Source organism: Pseudomonas sp. NFACC32-1, assembly GCF_900101215.1.
Taxonomy (GTDB): Bacteria; Pseudomonadota; Gammaproteobacteria; order Pseudomonadales; family Pseudomonadaceae; genus Aquipseudomonas.
The window spans coordinates 297,771-317,441 of record NZ_FMUL01000003.1 but is presented as its reverse complement, the minus strand read 5'-3'; the positions used below and the strand labels follow the sequence as shown (position 1 = coordinate 317,441).

15 protein-coding genes, 5 tRNA genes and 1 pseudogene are annotated in these 19,671 nt (G+C 62.1%); 14 read left to right on the top strand and 7 right to left on the bottom strand.

Annotated features, from left to right (window positions below; translation table 11 throughout):
• Positions 1 to 4: 4 nt before the first annotated feature.
• Together BLP99_RS26810 and BLP99_RS26805 are read left to right on the top strand one after the other, a co-directional pair.
• Positions 5 to 829, top strand: a pseudogene (locus BLP99_RS26810) (cache domain-containing protein); the annotation flags it as partial.
• 84 nt (positions 830 to 913) lie between these two features.
• Entirely contained in the window at positions 914 to 1,735 is an 822-nt protein-coding gene (locus BLP99_RS26805) for a methyl-accepting chemotaxis protein (RefSeq protein WP_371128591.1), read from the top strand.
• A gap of 246 nt (positions 1,736 to 1,981) precedes the next feature.
• On the opposite strand, the gene trhP is transcribed toward BLP99_RS26805, so the two are convergent.
• Positions 1,982 to 3,307 (bottom strand): prephenate-dependent tRNA uridine(34) hydroxylase TrhP, encoded by a 1,326-nt coding sequence (trhP, locus tag BLP99_RS07655; protein ID WP_092180078.1) that lies wholly within the window; start codon positions 3,305 to 3,307, stop codon positions 1,982 to 1,984.
• Between the two features lie 150 nt (positions 3,308 to 3,457).
• Between trhP and BLP99_RS07650 the strand changes: the two genes are divergently transcribed.
• Entirely contained in the window at positions 3,458 to 4,519 is a 1,062-nt protein-coding gene (locus BLP99_RS07650) for an AI-2E family transporter (RefSeq protein ID WP_072392211.1), read from the top strand.
• A gap of 128 nt (positions 4,520 to 4,647) precedes the next feature.
• On the opposite strand, the gene BLP99_RS07645 is transcribed toward BLP99_RS07650, so the two are convergent.
• From BLP99_RS07645 to BLP99_RS07630, 4 genes are all read right to left on the bottom strand, one after another.
• Positions 4,648 to 4,830: a hypothetical protein gene (locus tag BLP99_RS07645; protein ID WP_072392214.1), complete on the bottom strand. Its 183-nt coding sequence runs from the start codon at positions 4,828 to 4,830 to the stop codon at positions 4,648 to 4,650.
• A gap of 89 nt (positions 4,831 to 4,919) precedes the next feature.
• Entirely contained in the window at positions 4,920 to 5,114 is a 195-nt protein-coding gene (locus tag BLP99_RS07640; RefSeq protein WP_072393063.1) for a hypothetical protein, read from the bottom strand.
• Positions 5,115 to 5,403: 289 nt separating this feature from the next.
• A tRNA-Asn gene (locus tag BLP99_RS07635) sits at positions 5,404 to 5,479 on the bottom strand.
• 194 nt (positions 5,480 to 5,673) lie between these two features.
• Positions 5,674 to 6,870 carry an amino acid aminotransferase gene (locus BLP99_RS07630; RefSeq protein ID WP_072392217.1) on the bottom strand — a complete coding sequence of 399 codons (1,197 nt, stop codon included), beginning with the start codon at positions 6,868 to 6,870 and terminating at the stop codon, positions 5,674 to 5,676.
• Positions 6,871 to 7,203: 333 nt separating this feature from the next.
• Between BLP99_RS07630 and uvrB the strand changes: the two genes are divergently transcribed.
• From uvrB to BLP99_RS07575, 11 genes are all read left to right on the top strand, one after another.
• Complete coding sequence (gene uvrB, locus BLP99_RS07625) at positions 7,204 to 9,219, top strand: excinuclease ABC subunit UvrB (protein ID WP_092180076.1); 2,016 nt, start codon at positions 7,204 to 7,206, stop codon at positions 9,217 to 9,219.
• A 225-nt stretch (positions 9,220 to 9,444) separates the two neighbouring features.
• Entirely contained in the window at positions 9,445 to 10,926 is a 1,482-nt protein-coding gene (gene gltX, locus BLP99_RS07620) for a glutamate--tRNA ligase (protein WP_072458159.1), read from the top strand.
• Between the two features lie 146 nt (positions 10,927 to 11,072).
• Positions 11,073 to 11,148: transfer RNA gene (locus BLP99_RS07615), tRNA-Ala, on the top strand.
• Between the two features lie 78 nt (positions 11,149 to 11,226).
• Positions 11,227 to 11,302: transfer RNA gene (locus BLP99_RS07610), tRNA-Glu, on the top strand.
• 53 nt (positions 11,303 to 11,355) lie between these two features.
• A tRNA-Ala gene (locus BLP99_RS07605) sits at positions 11,356 to 11,431 on the top strand.
• 75 nt (positions 11,432 to 11,506) lie between these two features.
• A tRNA-Glu gene (locus BLP99_RS07600) sits at positions 11,507 to 11,582 on the top strand.
• A gap of 179 nt (positions 11,583 to 11,761) precedes the next feature.
• Positions 11,762 to 12,301 carry a TetR/AcrR family transcriptional regulator gene (locus BLP99_RS07595; RefSeq protein WP_072392227.1) on the top strand — a complete coding sequence of 180 codons (540 nt, stop codon included), beginning with the start codon at positions 11,762 to 11,764 and terminating at the stop codon, positions 12,299 to 12,301.
• A gap of 28 nt (positions 12,302 to 12,329) precedes the next feature.
• On the top strand, positions 12,330 to 13,163 hold the full coding sequence (locus BLP99_RS07590) for an alpha/beta fold hydrolase (RefSeq protein ID WP_092180074.1): 834 nt from the start codon (positions 12,330 to 12,332) through the stop codon (positions 13,161 to 13,163).
• 65 nt (positions 13,164 to 13,228) lie between these two features.
• Entirely contained in the window at positions 13,229 to 13,711 is a 483-nt protein-coding gene (locus BLP99_RS07585; RefSeq protein ID WP_072392233.1) for an acyl-CoA thioesterase, read from the top strand.
• 32 nt (positions 13,712 to 13,743) lie between these two features.
• On the top strand, positions 13,744 to 14,703 hold the full coding sequence (locus tag BLP99_RS07580) for a tRNA dihydrouridine synthase (RefSeq protein WP_092180072.1): 960 nt from the start codon (positions 13,744 to 13,746) through the stop codon (positions 14,701 to 14,703).
• 120 nt (positions 14,704 to 14,823) lie between these two features.
• On the top strand, positions 14,824 to 15,276 hold the full coding sequence (locus BLP99_RS07575; protein ID WP_072392239.1) for an Hsp20 family protein: 453 nt from the start codon (positions 14,824 to 14,826) through the stop codon (positions 15,274 to 15,276).
• A gap of 59 nt (positions 15,277 to 15,335) precedes the next feature.
• Here the strand turns inward: BLP99_RS07575 and BLP99_RS07570 are convergent, their stop codons facing one another.
• Both BLP99_RS07570 and BLP99_RS07565 read right to left on the bottom strand, forming a co-directional pair.
• The gene (locus tag BLP99_RS07570; RefSeq protein WP_072392242.1) at positions 15,336 to 18,614 is read right to left on the bottom strand and encodes an EAL domain-containing protein; all 3,279 of its coding nucleotides are present in this window, start codon (positions 18,612 to 18,614) and stop codon (positions 15,336 to 15,338) included.
• A 66-nt stretch (positions 18,615 to 18,680) separates the two neighbouring features.
• Positions 18,681 to 19,571 (bottom strand): LysR family transcriptional regulator, encoded by an 891-nt coding sequence (locus BLP99_RS07565; RefSeq protein ID WP_072392245.1) that lies wholly within the window; start codon positions 19,569 to 19,571, stop codon positions 18,681 to 18,683.
• Positions 19,572 to 19,671 lie beyond the last annotated feature (100 nt).

Here is a 19,671-nt window from a genome sequence, read left to right as displayed (position 1 = left end):
TGCGATGCCGTTAATACAGCTAACCACGCCAATAACACCTACAAGAGTGAACAGCATGCGCCTGAGCCTGAAGGCTAAAGTCCTGTCCCTGGCAATACTCCCGGTATTGCTGTCCGCTGTGATCATCAGCCTGACCACGGCATTCATCCTGAAGGAACAGGCCGCCAACGAGGTCCGACAGACCCGTGAACGCCTGCTCGCCGAGGCCAAGGCCACGCTGCAGAATTACGTGGCGGTGGGCCTGACCGCCATCAAGCCGCTGTACGATGCCGCCGCGCCCGGTGATAACGCCGCGCGGGCCCAGGCGATCAAGCTGCTGTCGAACGTCAGCTACGGCAAGGACGGCTATTTCTTCGGCTACGACTCCGAAACCGTGCGCCTGTTCAAGGCCAACAGCCCCGATGGCGTGGGCAAGAGCTTCAAGGACAACCGTGACCCGAACGGTGTCTACGTCAACCGTGACCTGGTGAAAGTGGCCAAGGACGGGACGCATTACCTCGAATACAGCTCGCCGCTGCCCAACAGCAACGAACTGGTACCCAAGCTCGGCTACACCGAATACCTGCCCAAGTGGGACATGGCGGTCGGCAGCTCGGTCAACCTGGACGGCATCGAAGGCCAGGTGGCGCTGGTGGAAGCCAAGGTCCACGATCGTGTACAGGGCGTGATATTGAGCATCGTCGGCATCGCCGCCGTCGTGTTGCTGGTGATCGCCGTGGTGGGGTTGCTGCTGGCCAATACCATCCTGCGGCCGCTGCATCTGATGAAGGACAACCTCGACGACATCGCGGCCGGCGAGGGCGACCTGACCCGGCGCCTGCCCATCACCAGCCAGGACGAGCTGGGCCAACTGGCCGGTTCGTTCAACCGCTTCGTCGACAAGATCCATGGCCTGGTGCGCCAGATCACCGACATGACCTCGCAACTGACCGGCCTGGTGACCCAGGTGTCCGAGCAGGCCCAGCGTTCCGAACAGGCCATGGAACGCCAGCGCCACGAAACCGACCAGGTCGCCACGGCGATCAACCAGATGTCTTCGGCCGCCCAGGAAGTGGCTCGCAGCGCCCAGGGGGCCGCCGTCGCGGCCCAGCAGACCGATGAAGAGGGCCAGTCCGCCAAGCGCGTGGTCGCCGGCAGCATCCAGCAGATCCATGCCCTGGTGAACGACATTCGCAGCAGTGGCCTGTCCCTGGACAGCCTGCAGCAGGACGTGGCCTCCATCGTCAGCGTACTGGGGGTGATCCGCTCGATCGCCGAGCAGACCAACCTGCTGGCCCTCAACGCCGCCATCGAGGCCGCGCGGGCGGGGGAAGCGGGGCGAGGTTTTGCCGTGGTGGCCGATGAAGTGCGGGCCCTGGCCAGCCGGACCCAGCAGAGTACCCAGGAGATCCAGGGCATGATCGACCGCCTGCAATCGGGTACCCATGCGGCGGTGGAAGCGATGCGTCGTTCCAGCGAGGCCGGTGACGGCACTTCGGTGCAGGCCAACGAGGCGGGCGCCTCCCTGGATGCCATGGCGCAGTTGATCGGCACCATCAACTCGATGAACGCCCAGATCGCCAGCGCCGCCGAAGAACAGACCGCCGTGGCCGAGGAAATCAACCGCAGCGTGCATCAGATCGCCGTGGCGGTGGACAGCGTCGCCGACGAAACCCAGCGGGGTGCCCAGACTTCCCGCAGCCTCAACGACCTGGGCCAGCGCCTGGGCAAGCTGGTGGGGCAGTTCCGCATCTGATCCCGCCGCAGCAGGAGCTGCCGAAGGCTGCGATCTTTCGCTCTCGATCCAGTTGTTTCGCCTGGGCTACCGGGCCCTATCGAAAGTGGAGGATCGCAGCCTTCGGCAGTTTCTGCCGCGACCAAAGGCCGGACAGGGCCCTGTGGGTGCGAGCTTGCTCGCGACAGAGGCGGATCGGTCATCGAAGTGTTGCCTGGGCAGCCGCCATCGCGAGCAAGCTCGCTCCCACAGGGGCAACTGTAACCGCTAGGGTGCCTGCACATCCCGCATCAACAACCCGAACCGCAGATCCACCGCGTCCGGGATCGGCACGTACACCACATGTCCATCCCCCGGGGCGACGTCGATGCTCTGGCCCTTGGCGTTCTGCAACTGATGCAGGTCGAAGTGGAAGTTGCCCTTGGGTGTCATCAATTCCATGTGATCGCCCAGGCCGAAGCGGTTCTTGACCCTTACTTCCGCCAGGCGCTCGCGACGCTCGCCGGTCAGTTCGCCGACGAACTGCTGGCGCTCCGACACCGAGCTGCCGTTCTGGTAGTTCTGATATTCATCGTGCACATGCCGCCGCAGAAAGCCTTCGGTGTAGCCGCGCTGGGCCAGTGATTCGAGGTCGGTCATCAGGCTGCGGTCGAATTCCCGGCCGGCCACGGCGTCGTCGATCGCCCGGCGGTAAACCTGGGTGGCACGGGCGCAATAGAAGTGGGACTTGGTCCGGCCTTCGATCTTCAGCGAGTGCACCCCCATGCGGGTGAGCCGCTCCACGTGCTGGACCGCACGCAGGTCCTTGGCGTTCATGATGTAGGTGCCGTGCTCGTCCTCGAAGGCGGGCATGGACTCGTCCGGGCGATTGGCCTCCTGGAGCAGGAATACCTGGTCCGTGGGGGCGCCCAGGCCGAGCGTGGGTTCGGGCTGGTAGCTCTGCACGATTTCGCCGGTCACGTTTTCCATGGCCGGTTGCGCCGAATACTTCCAGCGACAGGCATTGGTGCAACTGCCCTGGTTGGCGTCGCGCCGGTTCAGGTATCCCGACAGCAGGCAGCGCCCGGAATAGGCCATGCACAGCGCGCCATGGACGAACACTTCCAGCTCCATGGCCGGGACCTGCTGGCGAATCTCGGCGATTTCCTCCAGGGACAGCTCCCGGGACAGGATGATCCGGCTCAAGCCCTGTTGCTGCCAGAACTCCACGCTTGCCCAGTTCACCGTGTTGGCCTGGACCGACAGGTGGATGGGCATATCTGGGAAATGCCGGCGAACCAGCATGATCAGTCCCGGGTCGGACATGATCAGCGCATCCGGCGCCATGGCGATCACAGGTTCCAGATCCTTGAGGAAGGTGCGCAGCTTGGCGTTGTGCGGGGCGATGTTGACCACCACATAAAACCGCTTGCCCATGGCCTGGGCCTCGCCGATGCCCAGGGCCAGGTTGGCGTGATCGAATTCATTGTTGCGCACCCGCAGGCTGTAGCGCGGCTGGCCGGCGTACACCGCATCGGCTCCGTAGGCGAAGGCATAGCGCATGTTTTTCAGGGTGCCGGCGGGGGCGAGCAGTTCGGGGGCTACGAGGGGCATGGTGGCGTCGGATCGCAAAAAGCGGCGAGGGTAATCCGCGTCCGGTCGAGCAGTATTGATGCAGGTCAATGCGGGGGTGGGCAAACGCGACGGCACTCCGGCGAGTCCGAGCTGACTAACGTTTATCCCGCCTCTGGACATGGAAAGCTGATGAATCGAAAGATGCTGCAGAACAAAGCCCAGATGTCGCTGTTGGTGCTGGTCACCGTCGCGTTCATCTGGATCCTGTTACCCTTCTACGGAGCGGTCTTCTGGGCGGTGATCCTGGCCATTGTCTTTGCGCCGATGCAGCGTCGCGTGCAGCTGAAGTTCGGCTGGCAGCGCAACGTCACCTCGCTGTTCACTCTCAGTATCTGCGTGCTGATCGCGATCCTGCCGGTGATCGTCATCAGCATGCTGCTGGTGCAGGAGGGCACGGCCCTCTACAAGAGCCTGGAGAGCGGCGAGCTGGACGTTGCCGATTACCTGGCCCGGTTCAAGGAAGCCTTGCCGCCGTATTTCCAGAACCTGTTCGACCGTTTCGGCCTGGGTAACCTGAACGGGTTGCGCGACAGAATCGTCAAGAGCGCCATGCAGGGCAGCGAGTTCTTCGCCACCCAGGCCTTCAGCTTCGGCCAGGGGACTTTCCAGTTCCTGGTCAGCTTCTTCGTGATGCTCTATCTGCTGTTCTTCTTCCTGCGCGATGGCGCGGAACTGGCGCGCAAGGTGCGCGCCGCCGTACCGCTGGCCGAATACCAGAAGCGTCGGCTGCAATTGAAGTTCAACCGGGTGGTGCGGGCGACCGTCAAGGGCAACCTGCTGGTGGCGATCACCCAAGGGGCGCTGGGTGGGCTGATTTTCTGGATCCTGGGCATCCCGACGGTGTTGCCATGGGCGGTGCTGATGGCGTTCCTGTCCCTGTTGCCTGCCGTTGGCGCGGGGCTGGTGTGGGCGCCGGTGGCGGTGTATTTCCTGCTGTCGGGGGCGATCTGGCAAGGTGTGGTGCTGACGCTGTTCGGCGTGTTCGTGATCGGGCTGGTGGATAACTTTCTGCGTCCGATCCTGGTGGGCAAGGACACCAAGATGCCTGATTACCTGGTGCTGGTGTCGACCCTGGGCGGCCTGGCGGTGTTCGGGCTCAACGGGTTCGTGATCGGCCCCTTGATCGCCGCGCTGTTCATCTCGTGCTGGGCGCTGTTCGTGGAAAGCCAGCCCAAGGTGAAGCTGCCTTAGGCTCTGTACGAAAAGTCTTGAAACCAAGGTCAGGCAAGGCGAAAACAACAGAACAAGCGCCGCGTACTGGAGTGCATGAGCATTGCGAGGCAGTTTTCAGCGCGACATGAACCCGTATCAAGGCTTTCTTAGGCGGTCAGCACATAGGGGCCGATACGTTGGGACAGGGCCTGGGCGGCGGGCAATGAAGTCAGCGGGCCGCTGATGGTCACGCCATCCTGCACCAGATACCAGCAGGCCAGCAGACCGCGTTCCCTGAGCGGGGCGGGGACGGCACTGCCGATGACAGACATGATTCGAACCTTGGACATTGGGCACCTCCATCAATCGATGGAGCTACCTTACGGTTCAGGCGGCGGGACGAAAAATCAACAGTCTCGATAGTAGGAATCGACGCCGCTCAGTCGACCACCAGATCGAGCATATGCACCACTTCCCGCTCATTGAGTACGCCCTTGCGCACCAGGTTCTCCGTCAGCAACGAAAGAAACTTGGCGCTGCGATGGCCTTCCAGGTGCTTGAGCTCGGTCAACACGTTATACACCTTGCTGGAGGTGCACAGGCCGACGATGCGGTGGGGATTTTGTGTGGGCATACCTTCGTCCTTGTTGTTATGAAGCTGTTGTTGACGGACAGCGCCAGCTTGCGGCAGCGCCATGACACTCGCGTGACAGCTTGGGTTTGAGAAAAAGAAAGCAGGATTCAGACCATAATGCCTTTTTGGCGCCGGATTATTGTTCTGGCAGCGACCTCGGGGAGGCTTATTCGGCCATCCCCCAGGCTGAATGCGACGCCTGGCTCAAGCTTTGCCCCTGTACAGGGCAAAAGCCGCCCACAAAAAAGCCCCTGAACCTTTCGATTCAGGGGCTTCTTGTCTTGCTGTCTGGCTCCACGACCTGGACTCGAACCAGGGACCCAGTGATTAACAGTCACTTGCTCTACCAACTGAGCTATCGCGGAATGACGCGTATGTTACTGATTGGAAAAGAGAAGTCAAGCTTTGGGTGGTGAATCGGGCGCTCGAAGGGAGGTGGGTGCTCGCTCGGTCACTTGTTACTGCTTCACACAGCCTAGACGCCGAGGAAACAGAGGACCTTGTGTGAGCGAGCAAGCCCGCCCCCACAAAATCTTACTTTCCCGTTATTTCGCGGGCCTCATATGACCTGCACGATCGCCTTGGTCACCGCATCGATGTTGTTCTGGTTCAACGCGGCCACGCAGATGCGACCGGTGTCCAGGGCGTAGATACCGAACTCGTTGCGCAGGCGCGCCACTTGTTCAACGGTCAGGCCGGAGTAGGAGAACATACCGCGCTGGCGTGCGACGAAGCTGAAGTCGCGGTGCGGCGCTGCCTTGGCCAGCATGTCCACCATCTGATTGCGCATGCCGCGGATCCGCAGGCGCATTTCAGCCAGTTCCGCTTCCCACTGGGCACGCAGCTCGGGGCTGTTGAGGACGGCGGCCACGATGCTGGCACCGTGGGTCGGCGGGTTGGAGTAGTTGGTGCGGATCACGCGCTTGACCTGGGACAGCACCCGGGCACTTTCTTCTTTCGATTCGCTGACGATCGACAGTGCGCCAACACGTTCGCCGTACAGGGAGAACGACTTGGAGAACGAGCTGGACGCGAAGAAGGTCAGGCCCGATTCGGCGAACAGGCGCACGGCCGCTGCGTCTTCGTCGATACCGTCGCCGAAGCCCTGGTACGCCATGTCCAGGAACGGAACGTGATTCTTGGCCTTGACCACGGCCAGCACGTTTTTCCAGTCTTCGGGGCTCAAGTCCACGCCGGTCGGGTTGTGGCAGCAAGCGTGCAGCACAATGATCGAACGGTCGGGCAGGGCGTTGAGGTCTTCCAGCAGGCCCGAGCGGTTCACGTCGTGGGTGGCGGCGTCATAGTAGCGGTAGTTCTGCACCGGGAAACCGGCGGTCTCGAACAGGGCGCGGTGGTTTTCCCAGCTTGGGTCGCTGATGGCCACGACGGCGTCGGGCAGCAGTTGCTTGAGGAAGTCGGCCCCGATCTTCAGCGCGCCGGTGCCACCCACAGCCTGGGTGGTGATGACGCGACCGGAGGCGATCAGGGGCGAGTCCTTGCCGAACAGCAAGGTCTGCACCGCCTGGTCATAAGCGGCAATACCGTCGATCGGCAGGTAGCCACGGGAAACGTGCTGGGCCACGCGAATCGTCTCGGCTTCGACCACGGCGCGCAGGAGTGGAATACGCCCCTCTTCATTGCAGTACACGCCTACGCCCAGGTTGACCTTGTTGGTACGGGTGTCGGCGTTGAATGCTTCGTTGAGGCCCAGGATGGGGTCGCGGGGTGCCAATTCGACAGCGGAAAACAGGCTCATTATTGCGCGGCTCTGAATGGAGTAAGAGGGGACGTGTCACGCTCCAGCCGAATGCACTAGAGCGGTGCACAAACGGGGAGCTAGTATAGAGGCCATCACCGGGTACCGCGACAGGCGATTCAGCTTTTACGGTAAGTATTTTCGATTTTTTTTCGACCGTTAGTCCTGGTGCGGCGTCAAAGTCCACAAGGCGCGTAGGACGTCCGTCTTGAAAGCGAAGGCATTCAACTCCACATTGGATGCATTCCAGCTTTTTCTTCGGGCGACATCCGTCGTTTCGGTCTTTCTCGTTTCTGTCGCCTGGCCGACAGGAGTGAATCCAGAGGTTATGTCATGTCTGAATTCCATCTCGTCACCCGATTCAAGCCCGCCGGCGACCAGCCGGAAGCCATCCGCCTGATGGTCGAAGGTATCGAGGCGGGCCTGGCCCATCAGACGCTGCTCGGCGTCACCGGTTCGGGCAAGACCTTCAGCATCGCCAACGTGATCGCCCAGGTGCAGCGTCCGACCCTGGTACTGGCGCCGAACAAGACCCTGGCGGCGCAGCTGTATGGCGAGTTCAAGGCGTTTTTCCCGAACAACGCGGTGGAATACTTCGTTTCCTACTACGACTACTACCAGCCTGAAGCCTATGTGCCTTCGTCGGACACCTTCATCGAGAAGGATGCCTCGATCAACGACCACATCGAGCAGATGCGGCTGTCGGCCACCAAGGCGTTGCTGGAGCGCAAGGATGCGATCATCGTCACCACGGTGTCGTGCATCTACGGCCTGGGTAGCCCGGAGACCTACCTGAAGATGGTGTTGCACGTCGACCGCGGCGACAAACTCGATCAGCGGGCCTTGTTGCGGCGCCTGGCGGACCTGCAATACACCCGCAACGACATGGATTTCGCCCGGGCGACCTTCCGGGTGCGTGGCGATGTGATCGACATCTATCCGGCTGAATCGGACCTGGAGGCGATCCGCATCGAGTTGTTCGACGATGAAGTGGAGAGCATTTCGGCGTTCGACCCGCTGACCGGCGAGGTGATCCGCAAGCTGCCACGCTTTACCTTCTATCCCAAGAGCCACTACGTCACGCCCCGGGAAACCCTGCTGGACGCCATCGAGGGCATCAAGGCCGAGCTGCAGGAACGCCTGGAATACCTGCGTTCGAACAACAAGCTGGTGGAAGCCCAGCGCCTGGAGCAGCGAACCCGTTTCGACCTGGAGATGATCCTGGAGCTGGGCTACTGCAACGGTATCGAAAACTACTCGCGTTACCTGTCGGGTCGTCCGGCGGGCGCACCGCCGCCCACCTTGTACGATTACCTGCCGGCCGACGCCTTGCTGGTGATCGACGAGTCCCACGTCAGCGTGCCCCAGGTCGGCGCCATGTACAAAGGCGACCGTTCGCGCAAGGAAACCCTGGTGGAATACGGGTTCCGCCTGCCCTCGGCGCTGGACAACCGACCCATGCGCTTCGATGAATGGGAGAGCGTCAGCCCGCAGACGATCTTTGTCTCGGCCACCCCCGGCAATTACGAGGCCGAGCATGCCGGACGCGTGGTCGAGCAGGTGGTACGTCCCACCGGGCTGGTCGACCCGCAGGTGGAAGTGCGTCCGGCGCTGACCCAGGTAGATGACCTGCTCTCGGAAATCAACAAGCGCGTGGCGGTGGAGGAGCGCGTGCTGGTCACTACGCTGACCAAGCGCATGGCCGAAGACCTTACCGATTACCTGGCCGATCACGGCGTGCGGGTGCGTTACCTGCACTCGGACATCGACACGGTGGAGCGGGTCGAGATTATCCGCGACCTGCGCCTGGGAACCTTCGACGTGCTGGTGGGCATCAACCTGCTGCGTGAGGGCCTGGACATGCCGGAAGTGTCCCTGGTGGCGATTCTCGATGCCGACAAGGAAGGATTCCTGCGCTCCGAGCGTTCGCTGATCCAGACCATCGGCCGCGCCGCCCGTAACCTCAACGGCCGGGCGATTCTCTACGCCGACAACATGACCGGCTCCATGGAGCGGGCCATCGGCGAGACCGAACGCCGCCGCGAGAAACAGATCGCGTTCAACCTGGCCAACGGCATCACGCCAAAGGGGGTTTTCAAGGACGTGGCGGATATCATGGAAGGCGCCACCGTGCCAGGCTCTCGCAGCAAGAAGCGCAAGGGCATGGCCAAGGCCGCCGAAGAGAGCGCACGCTACGAGGCCGAACTGCGCTCGCCCAGCGAAATCACCAAGCGTATCCGCCAGTTGGAAGAGAAGATGTACCAGTTGGCCCGGGACCTGGAATTCGAGGCAGCGGCGCAATTGCGTGACGAAATTGGCAAGTTGCGGGAGCGGTTGCTGACTGTCTGAGGCTGCGTGGCGACCTCAAGGGCTTCATCGCGAGCAAGCTCGCTCCCACAGTTCGATCGAGTCGCCCCATGATCCCTTGTGGGGAGCGAGCTTGCTCGCGATGGGGGCGACTCGGTCTGACGACTGGCCACACAAATCCTGCTCTCACTGGAGCCCGCCCGCCATCGCCTGTTACCATTCGCCCCCTGTTTCATCTTCGCTTTTATATTCTTTCCGAGACATGCCATGACCACCGTCCGCACCCGCATCGCGCCTTCGCCCACTGGCGATCCCCATGTCGGCACCGCTTACATCGCCTTGTTCAACTATTGCTTTGCCAAGCAGCATGGCGGTGAGTTCATCCTGCGGATCGAGGACACCGATCAGTTGCGCTCGACCCGTGAGTCCGAGCAGCAGATTTTCGACGCCTTGCGCTGGTTGGGCATCGACTGGAGCGAGGGTCCGGATGTCGGCGGCCCGCACGGTCCGTACCGCCAGAGCGAGCGTGGTGACATCTACAAGCAGTATTGCCAGCAGTTGGTGGACATGGGGCATGCGTTCCCGTGTTTCTGCACCGCCGAAGAGCTGGACCAGATGCGCGCCGAGCAGATCGCCCGTGGCGAAACCCCGCGCTATGACGGCCGGGCGCTGCTGCTGTCCAAGGAAGAAGTCGCTCGTCGCCTGGCGGCCGGCGAGCCCCATGTGATCCGCATGAAAGTGCCGACCGAAGGCGTCTGCGTGGTGCCGGACATGCTGCGTGGCGATGTCGAGATCCCGTGGGACCGCATGGACATGCAAGTGCTGATGAAGACCGACGGCCTGCCGACGTACTTCCTGGCCAACGTGGTCGACGATCACCTGATGGGCATCACCCACGTATTGCGCGGTGAAGAATGGCTGCCGTCGGCGCCGAAACTGATCCTGCTGTATGAATACTTCGGCTGGGAGCAGCCGCAGCTGTGCTACATGCCGCTGCTGCGTAACCCGGACAAGAGCAAGCTGTCCAAACGCAAGAACCCCACCTCGGTGACCTTCTACGAGCGCATGGGCTTCATGCCCGAGGCAATGCTCAACTACCTGGGCCGCATGGGCTGGTCGATGCCGGACGAGCGCGAGAAGTTCTCGCTGCAGGAAATGGTCGAGCACTTCGACCTGTCGCGCGTCTCCCTGGGCGGGCCGATCTTCGACATCGAGAAGCTGTCGTGGCTCAACGGCCAGTGGTTGCGCGACTTGCCGGTGGAAGAATTTGCCGCTCGCGTGCAGAAATGGGCGCTCAACCCCGAGTACATGATGAAGATCGCGCCCCATGTGCAGGGCAGGGTAGAGACATTCAGCCAGATCGCGCCGCTGGCCGGCTTCTTCTTCGCCGGTGGCGTGACACCGGATGCGAAGCTTTTCGAATCCAAGAAGCTCTCCGGCGACCAGGTGCGCCAACTGATGCAGCTGATCCTCTGGAAGCTCGAAAGCCTGCGCCAGTGGGAAAAGGACACGATCACCGCGACCATCCAGGCCGTGGTCGAGTCCCTGGAGTTGAAACTGCGCGATGCCATGCCGTTGATGTTCGCTGCCATTACCGGCCAGGCCAGCTCGGTATCGGTGCTCGATGCAATGGAAATCCTCGGGCCGGACCTGACCCGTTTCCGCCTGCGCCAGGCCATCGATCTGCTCGGTGGCGTGTCGAAGAAGGAAAACAAGGAGTGGGAAAAACTGCTGGGCGCCATCGCCTGAGCAGTCGATGAGGCAGGGCATGCCCCGGTTTTCCGGGGTTTGTCGGTAAGTGATTGTTATCCCGGCAAAAAATTTTCAGATTTGTTGAAAATAAATTTGACAGCCTTCTGATACGCCCTTAAGATTCGCCCCGTCCTCAGCGATGAGGGGCTATAGCTCAGCTGGGAGAGCGCTTGCATGGCATGCAAGAGGTCGACGGTTCGATCCCGTCTAGCTCCACCAATTTACACTTCAAGGCTTGGCCACACCGGCCTTGAAGCGATCAACGCTCAGCGTTGATCAGTTGTTAGAAGGGTTTGCGTCCCCTTCGTCTAGTGGCCTAGGACACCGCCCTTTCACGGCGGTAACAGGGGTTCGAGTCCCCTAGGGGACGCCAGTTTTACAGAAGCGATGTTACAAGATGTCGCTCCGCCGCGAGGCGAAAAATCCGGGGCTATAGCTCAGCTGGGAGAGCGCTTGCATGGCATGCAAGAGGTCGACGGTTCGATCCCGTCTAGCTCCACCAATTTGAACTTCAAGGTCTGGCCACACCGGCCTTGAAGCGATCAGTTCTCAGCGCTGATCAAGTCAGAAGGTTTGTGTCCCCTTCGTCTAGTGGCCTAGGACACCGCCCTTTCACGGCGGTAACAGGGGTTCGAGTCCCCTAGGGGACGCCACGATTACCCGCACTGCGGGATTTTTAAGGGTCATTCAATTCTTGAATGGCCCTTTTGTTTGTCTGGCGTTCGGCCAATTCTCCAATACCCCAACTCACGTACCTGACCAACGGTCTCTTTTCTGCTTGCAGAAAATTATTATGCGGATAATATTTCAATCGTAATATTCGGAGGCAGCGATGAGCGATAAAAAGGCACAAACCCGTGAACGCATTATCAAGGCCGCCAGCGACGCGCTGATCCAGCGTGGGCCGGCGGAACCGAGCGTGGGCGAGGTGATGGGAGCGGCCGGGCTGACGGTCGGTGGTTTCTACGCCCATTTTGAAAGCAAGGACGCCCTGATGCTGGAGGCGTTCAAGCAACTGCTGGGCCGGCGTCGCGGCATGATCGCGGATATGAATGCCGAGCTGACCGATGAAGAGCGGCGCGCCCTGGTGGCCGCGTTCTATCTGTCACGAAAGCATCGTGACTCCACCGAGAACGCCTGCCCGATTCCTGCCTCCATCGGCGAGCTTGGCCGGCTGCCGGATCCGTTTCGTGAAGTGCTCAATGAACATATCGAGTTGATGGCTGCACAACTGGCAGGCAGCCCGGACGACGCCGATAAAGCCCTGGCCGACATCGCATTGATGGTCGGTGGCCTGGCCCTGGCACGGGCATTGGGTCCGGGGGAGCTGTCGGATCGTTTGCTGCGTGCGGCCAAGTCGGCGGTGCGTTGAGCCAACAAGCAAGCCCTGGAGACAAGCAATGGACAGGTTAAGCTGGATTCGTGGTGTGAATGGCACGCTTGGCCGGGTAGCCCCGGGCCTGGTGGCAAAGAAAATGCGGACGCTGTTCATGCGGCCTCGAAATCTGCCACCACGGGACTGGGAGCTGCCATTGCTGGCAAGTTCCGAGCGCATCACCTTGCGCTTCGGTCTCTCTGCCTTGCGCTGGGGCAAGGGGCCGACCGTCCTGCTGATGCACGGCTGGGAAGGGCGACCCACGCAATTCGCCGCGCTGATCACGGCCTTGGTGGACGCCGGGTATACGGTGGTGGCGCTGGATGGACCGGCCCATGGTCGCTCTCCGGGCCACGAGGCGAACGTCCTGCTGTTCGCCAGGGCCATGCTCGAGGCCGCGGCTGAGTTGCCGCCGTTGCAAGCCGTGATCGGGCATTCCATGGGGGGCGCCAGCGCCATGCTTGCGGTGCAACTGGGATTGCGTACCGAAACCCTGGTCAGCATCGCCGCGCCTGCGCGCATCCTGGGGGTGCTGCGCGGTTTTGCCCGGATCGTGGGAATGCCGCCCCGGGCGCGGTCCGCGTTCATTCGCCAAGTGGAAAAGGACGTGGGCATGCCGGCCTCGAAGATGGATGTCGCTCACTATCAATTGGATGTGCCGGGGCTGGTGGTCCATGCCGAGGACGACACCTCGGTGTCGGTCAAGGAGTCGCAACTGATCCACGAGGCCTGGTTCGACAGCCGGCTGCTGCGCTTGCCGGCCGGCGGGCATCAACGGGTGCTGGCCGATCCGCGCGTGATCGACGGTGTGTTGTCGCTGCTGGCCGGACGCAGCCTGCAAGCGCGGCAATCGGCCTGAGCGTACCCGCGAACGCTGCGCGATCCGTTACACTGCCCCGATCCATATTCGACCGGGAGAGGGGCATGGGCTGGGATCGGGCAACACCGTTCATCATTGATCTTCAAGTGGCTGGCGAAGACATCGACGGGTTGGGCCACGCCAACAACGCGGTCTACGTCACCTGGCTCGAGCGCTGCGCCTGGCGCCACTCCCAGCGCCTGGGGCTGGATCTGGCAGAGTATCGACGGCTGGACCGGGCCATGGCCGTCGTGCGCCATGAAGTCGACTACCTGGCAGCCGCCTATGAAGGCGATGAACTGCAATTGGCCACCTGGATCGTCGACTGGGACCAGCGCCTGAAGATGACCCGGCATTTCCAGTTGATTCGTCCCAGCGACAACACCACGTTGCTGCGCGCCCAGACCACGTTCGTCTGTATCGAGCTGTCCACCGGCAGGCCCAAGCGCATGCCGCCGGAATTCATCGAAGGCTATGGCCCGGCGATCGGTTCCCGCGACAGCGAGACGGCTCGCGATGGCGCCGATTTTGTAGGCGAAATCCGGTAAACTGCCGCACGTTTTTTCGTTGAGTGTTTCCCATGCAAATTGCCCTGGCGCCCATGGAGGGGTTGGTCGACAACATCCTGCGGGATGTCCTGACCCGTGTTGGCGGGATCGACTGGTGCGTCACCGAGTTCATTCGCATCAATGATCGCCTGCTCACGCCGACCTACTTTCACAAGCTTGCCCCGGAATTGCTGACCGGCGCCCGGACCGGCGCCGGTGTGCCGCTGCGGGTGCAATTGCTGGGTTCCGATCCGGTGTGCCTGGCGGAAAACGCCGCCTTGGCCTGTGAGTTGGGCTCGCAGGTCATCGACCTGAACTTCGGCTGCCCGGCCAAGACCGTGAACAAGTCCCGGGGCGGAGCGGTGCTGCTCAAGGAGCCGGAGCTGCTCAACGAGATCGTCACGCACGTACGGCGTGCGGTGCCTGGGCATATTCCTGTCACCGCCAAGATGCGCCTGGGCTTCGACAGCCCGGACGGCGCGCTGGTCTGTGCCACGGCTCTGGCCGAAGGTGGCGCCGCCCACATCGTGGTGCACGCGCGGACCAAGACCGACGGCTACAAGCCGCCGGCTCACTGGGAGTGGATCCCTCGGGTCCAGGAAGTAGTCAAGGTGCCGGTGTTCGCCAATGGCGATATCTGGAGCGTCGAAGACTGGCGCCGTTGCCGCGAAATCAGCGGCGTCGAGGACATCATGCTCGGTCGCGGCCTCGTTTCCCGCCCCGACCTGGCCCGGCAGATTGCCGCGGCTCGGGCCGGGGAAGAAGTGGTGCCGATGTCCTGGGCCGAGTTGCAACCCATGCTCCAGGATTTCTGGGGGCAAGTGGTCGAGCAACTGACACCGCGCCAGGCTCCCGGCCGGCTCAAGCAATGGTTGGCAATGCTGACGCGCAATTATCCCGAGGCAGCGACGCTGTTCAGCGCGTTGCGGCGGGAAACCGAACTGGATGCGGTAGGGCATCTGCTGGGTGTGAAACGTACCGAAGCGGCCTGAAAAAAATTTCAGAAAAAGCTCTTGAAAAGTATTTGGCGGCCCCTAGATAAGGGGTACGCGATGCCGAATCCGGGTCGCGGAGACAAAAAAACTTGCTGAATTTTTCAGGAGATTTGAATCATGAGTACTGCATTTTCGCTGGCCCCTCTGTTCCGTTCCTCGGTAGGCTTCGATCGTTTCAACGATCTTTTCGAAACCGCCCTGCGCAACGAACCGGGCAGCAGCTATCCACCCTACAACGTGGAAAAACATGGCGATGACGAATACCGCATCGTGGTCGCCGCCGCTGGGTTCCGGGAGGAAGACCTGGACCTTCAGGTGGAAAAAGGTGTGCTGACCATCAGCGGCGGCAAGCGCGAGGCCAGCAATGACAGCGTGACCTACCTGCACCAGGGCATCGCCCAGCGTGCGTTCAAGTTGTCCTTCCGGTTGGCTGACCATATCGAGATCAAGTCCGCCGGCCTGAGCAACGGTCTGTTGAGCATCGACCTGTTGCGTGTGGTACCGGAAGAGGCCAAGGCCAAGCGCATCCCGATCAACGGAGCGCAGCAGCAACCCGCGCTGCAGAACTGATGCATCGCAATTGAAGAAGGGCGCCGAAATGGCGCCCTTTTTCATTCTGTAGATCAGGGTCACGGCAACAGCCGCTCGAACGCCTCCAGCGGCAACGGCCGGCTGTGCAGGTAGCCTTGGTACAGGTGGCAATCGAGCCCTTGCAGAAATTGCAGTTGTTCCAGTGTTTCCACCCCTTCGGCGATCATTTCCAGGTTGAGGCTGCGGGCCATGGCGACGATGGCGCGGATGATTTCAGCGTCGTTGGGGTCGCTGGTGGCGTCGCGTACGAACGACTGATCGATTTTCAGGGTGTCCACCGGCAGGCGCTTGAGGTAGGTCAGGGATGAATAGCCGGTGCCGAAATCGTCCATGGCGAAGCTCACCCCCAGTTTCTTCAGGCGGCGCATCTTGGCGATGGTGTCGTCCAGGTTCTGGATCACGATGCCTTCGGTGATTTCCAGTTTCAGCATCGTGAAAGGCAGGCCATGGGTCGCCAGGCTGCTTTCGATGCGCTCGACGAAATCGCTCTGGCGGAACTGTCGCGGGCTGATATTCACGCACAGGCTGAAACGCCGGGGATCGATCTTGCCCTTGGCGATCAGTTGCTTGAAACCGTCGCAGGCTTCGTCGAGGATCCAGGTGCCGACCTCCAGGATCAGCCCGCTGTCCTCCAGCACCTTGATGAATTCATTGGGCGATTGGGCGCCCAGTTCGGGATGGTGCCAGCGCACCAGGGTCTCGGCACCGATGATACGGTTGTCCCGGGCGTCGACCTGGGGTTGGAAATGCACGCTGAATTCCCCGCGAGCCAGGGCCTGGCGCAGGTCGGTTTCCATGCGCAAGCGTTCGCTGGCGGCCTTTTGCATGGTGGTGTGGAACATCTGTGACGTGTTGCGTCCCGAATCCTTGGCCCGGTACAGCGCGATATCGGCGCGCTTGAGCAGGTCGGCGGGCGTGGAGCCATGGTCGGGAATCAGCGCCATGCCGATGCTTGGCGTGACTTGCAGCCGCTGGCCATCGAGGGACATCGGCTCCGAGAGCAGTTCTCGCAGGGTATCGGCCAGTTTCTGCACCTGCTCGGTGACTTCGCTGCGGCTACCTTCGAGGCCGCTGAGCAAGACCACGAATTCGTCGCCACCCAGGCGCGCCACCGTGTCCTCCTGGCGCACGCTGGCCTCCAGGCGCGCGGTGATGATCTTCAGCACCGTATCGCCCACCGGATGGCCCAGTGAGTCGTTGATGTGCTTGAAGTGGTCCAGGTCGAGGAACAGCAGCGCACCGCGCAGGTCATGGCGCTTGAGCAAGGCGATCTGCTGGCTCAGGCGGTCCATCAGCAAGGCACGGTTGGGCAGGTTGGTCAGCGGATCGTGATAGGCCAGGTGGCGAATCTGTGCTTCGGCGTTGCGCAGCAGGCTGACATCCCGGGCGGTGAGCAACAGGCAATCGGTTTCGTTGAGGGTGATGGGCTCGACCGACACCTCCACGGTGAGCAACTCCCCGCGCTTGTTGCGCCCGAGCATTTCCTGGTGGTGCACGCGTCCCTTGAGCTGCAGTTCGGCCAGCAGTGCCGTGCGCTGTTTGGCTTCGGCCCAGATGCCCACCTCGAACACGGTATGGCCGAGTACCTCGTCGGCGCGGTAGCCGGTCAGGCGACAGAAGCCATCGTTGACCTCGAGGTAGCGGCCGCTTTCACGTTCGGTGATGGTGATGGCGTCGGGGCTGGAATGGAATGCCTTGGCGAACTTTTCCTCGCTGGCCTTGAGGGCCGCTTCGGAGCGTTGCTGCTGGGTAATGTCCCGCAGCGTGGTCACGATGCAGGGCTGGTTGTCGACGTTGATCTGGCGGCTGGAGATCACGCAGGTCAGCGGATGGCCGGACCTGTGGTGCACGACAATGGCGACATTGCTCAGGGACTGCTCGCGGATCACCCGCTCGATGCGCTGCAGGCTGCTGCCCGAGGCATCCCAGAGGCCGATCTCGTCGGCACTGCGGCCAATCACGTCGCTGGCGGTCCAGCCGAATGTCTGGGTAAAGCTCGAATTGATCTCCAGGAACCGGCCGCTGTCCTGGTGAGTGAGGCAGATCGGGTCGGGACTGACCTGGAACAACGTGGCGAATTTTTCTTCCGATGCCGCCAGGCTCTGTTCGCGCTCCACCTGGTCGGTGATGTCGAGCAGGGTGCCGGCCATGCGCAACGGGCTGCCATCGTCGTTGCGATACAGACGGGCGCGACTTTCCAGGTAGCGGGAGCTGCCGTCCGGCAGTTGCACCCGATAGGTCAACTGGTAATTGCCCGCCGGGCCTTCGCGCAGGCTGCGGTAGGCGTTGCGCATGTTGTTGCGTTCTTCGTCCGGTACGCCTTCGAAGAACGCGTCGAAGGATTCGTGGAACGGCTTGGGTTCCAGGCCATGGAGCTGCGCGGCCCGGGCCGAGCCGTAGAGCATGCCGCTGGGGATGTGCCAGTCCCAGGTGCCCAGTTGCGCCGAGTCGAGGGCCAGGTCCAGGCGTTCCTGGCTGTCCTTGAGGGCCTGCTCGGCCAGCTTGCGTTCGGTGGTGTCGAGAAAGGTGCTCAGCAGATAGGGTTGGCCTTCGAGTTCGACCTTCTGCGCGCTGAGTATGCCGCTGTGGATCTGGCCGTTGCTGGCCCGGAATTCCACTTCCATGCTCACCAGCTCGCCCTTGGCCTTGGTCGCTTCCACCAGCCTGGCCCTTTGGCTGGGGTCGACCCACAAGCCCAGCTCCAGGGTGGTCCGGCCGATCACATCATGCACCGGCCAGCCGAACAGGCTCTCGAAATACTGGTTGGCTTCGCTGATCAGCCCGTCTTCCTGGCGGGTCAGCAGCACCATGTTCGGGCAGAGATGAAAAAGCGTGGCGAAGCGCTTTTCCGAACTGCGCAGGGCCTGTTCGCGCTCGCGTTGATGGGTGATCTCGCGGATCACCCCGATCATGCGCGGACGGCCGTGCTTGTCGGGCAGTACGCTGCCACTGATTTCCAGCCAGTGCAGGCTGCCGTCGGGCCAGACGATACGGTGGTGCATGGCCTGTTCCAGTGGCGCACCGGCCACGGCCGCGTGGAAGGCCCGGACGGCCTTGGCCCGGTCTTCGGGCAGCAGGAGGTCCAGGTAGTCCACATCGGCCGGCAATGGCTGGCGCGGATCGAAGCCGAACAGCGCCTGGGTGCCCCGGGACCAGCTGATCTTGCCGCTATCGATATCCCACGACCAGGCCCCCAGGCGCGCGCCGTTCAGGGCGGCCAGCAACTGCGGCGCGCTGTCCCAGCTTTGCTCGGACCGCTTGGGGTCGAGTGCCTGGATGCGCGGCAGGGGCGGGATATGGTCGGCAGGGTTGGGCATTATCTAGCGGGCCTTGGGCAGTTGGGCGTTAGGCACGGGCATTCGGCCCTAGAGGAGTCGCACGACTTATGCCTGGGTCCCTGGCAGATCGATTTGTGCGTCCAGTAGGGCCATGAAGGCCCGAGCAGCGTTCGACAGCGTCCGTTCGGTGTGCAAGATATAGCCTAGCTGGCGACTGAGCTGTATGCCCGGCAAAGGTATGCGAGCCACCTGATCGTCGAGCATCGTGCGTGGCAGGACGCTCCAGGCCAGGCCGATGGAGACCATCATTTTTATGGTTTCCAGATAATTCGTGCTCATGGCGATGTTCGGCGTCAGGCCCTGGGCCTCGAACAGGCGTTGCACGATGTGGTGGGTAAAGGTGTTGCCCCCCGGGAAGACCGCCGGGTGCAGGGCGATGTCCGCCAGGCTCACGCTGGCGTTGTCCAGCAGTGCGTGCTCCGGCGCTACCACGAAGTCCAGGGGATCATCCCATACCGGCGTGGCGCGCATCAGGGTGTGGGGTTCGGGGGCGAGGGTGATGACCGCCAACTCCGCCCGGCCATGGAGGATTTCCTCATAGGCCACTTCCGAATCCAGGAACTGGATGTCCAGCGCGACCTGGGGGTAGCGGCGGGTGAATTCCCGCAACAGAGGCGGCAGGCGATGCAGGCCGATGTGGTGGCTGGTGGCAAGGGTCAGCCGCCCGCTGACCTCGCCGGTCAGGTTGGTCAGGGCGCGACGGGTGTCGTCCAGTACGTTGAGGATCTGATAAGCCCGTGGCAGCAGGGCCCGACCGGCTTCGGTCAGGCCTATTTCACGGCCCAGGCGGTCGAACAGGCGTACGTTGAGCTGTTGTTCCAGGCCGGCGATGCGCTTGCTGATGGCCGGCTGGGTCAGGTGCAGGCGCTCGCCGGCACCGGAGAAGCTGCCGGTCTCGGCAATGGCAATAAAGGCATTGAGGTTGGCAAGGTCCATGGCCGTCTCGATTGAATTCCTGTTGGTTATGCAAAGTATGAAAAATATGAATTTGAGTTATTTAATGTAGCCTCATAACATCAGCCTCACAAGCCAGAGG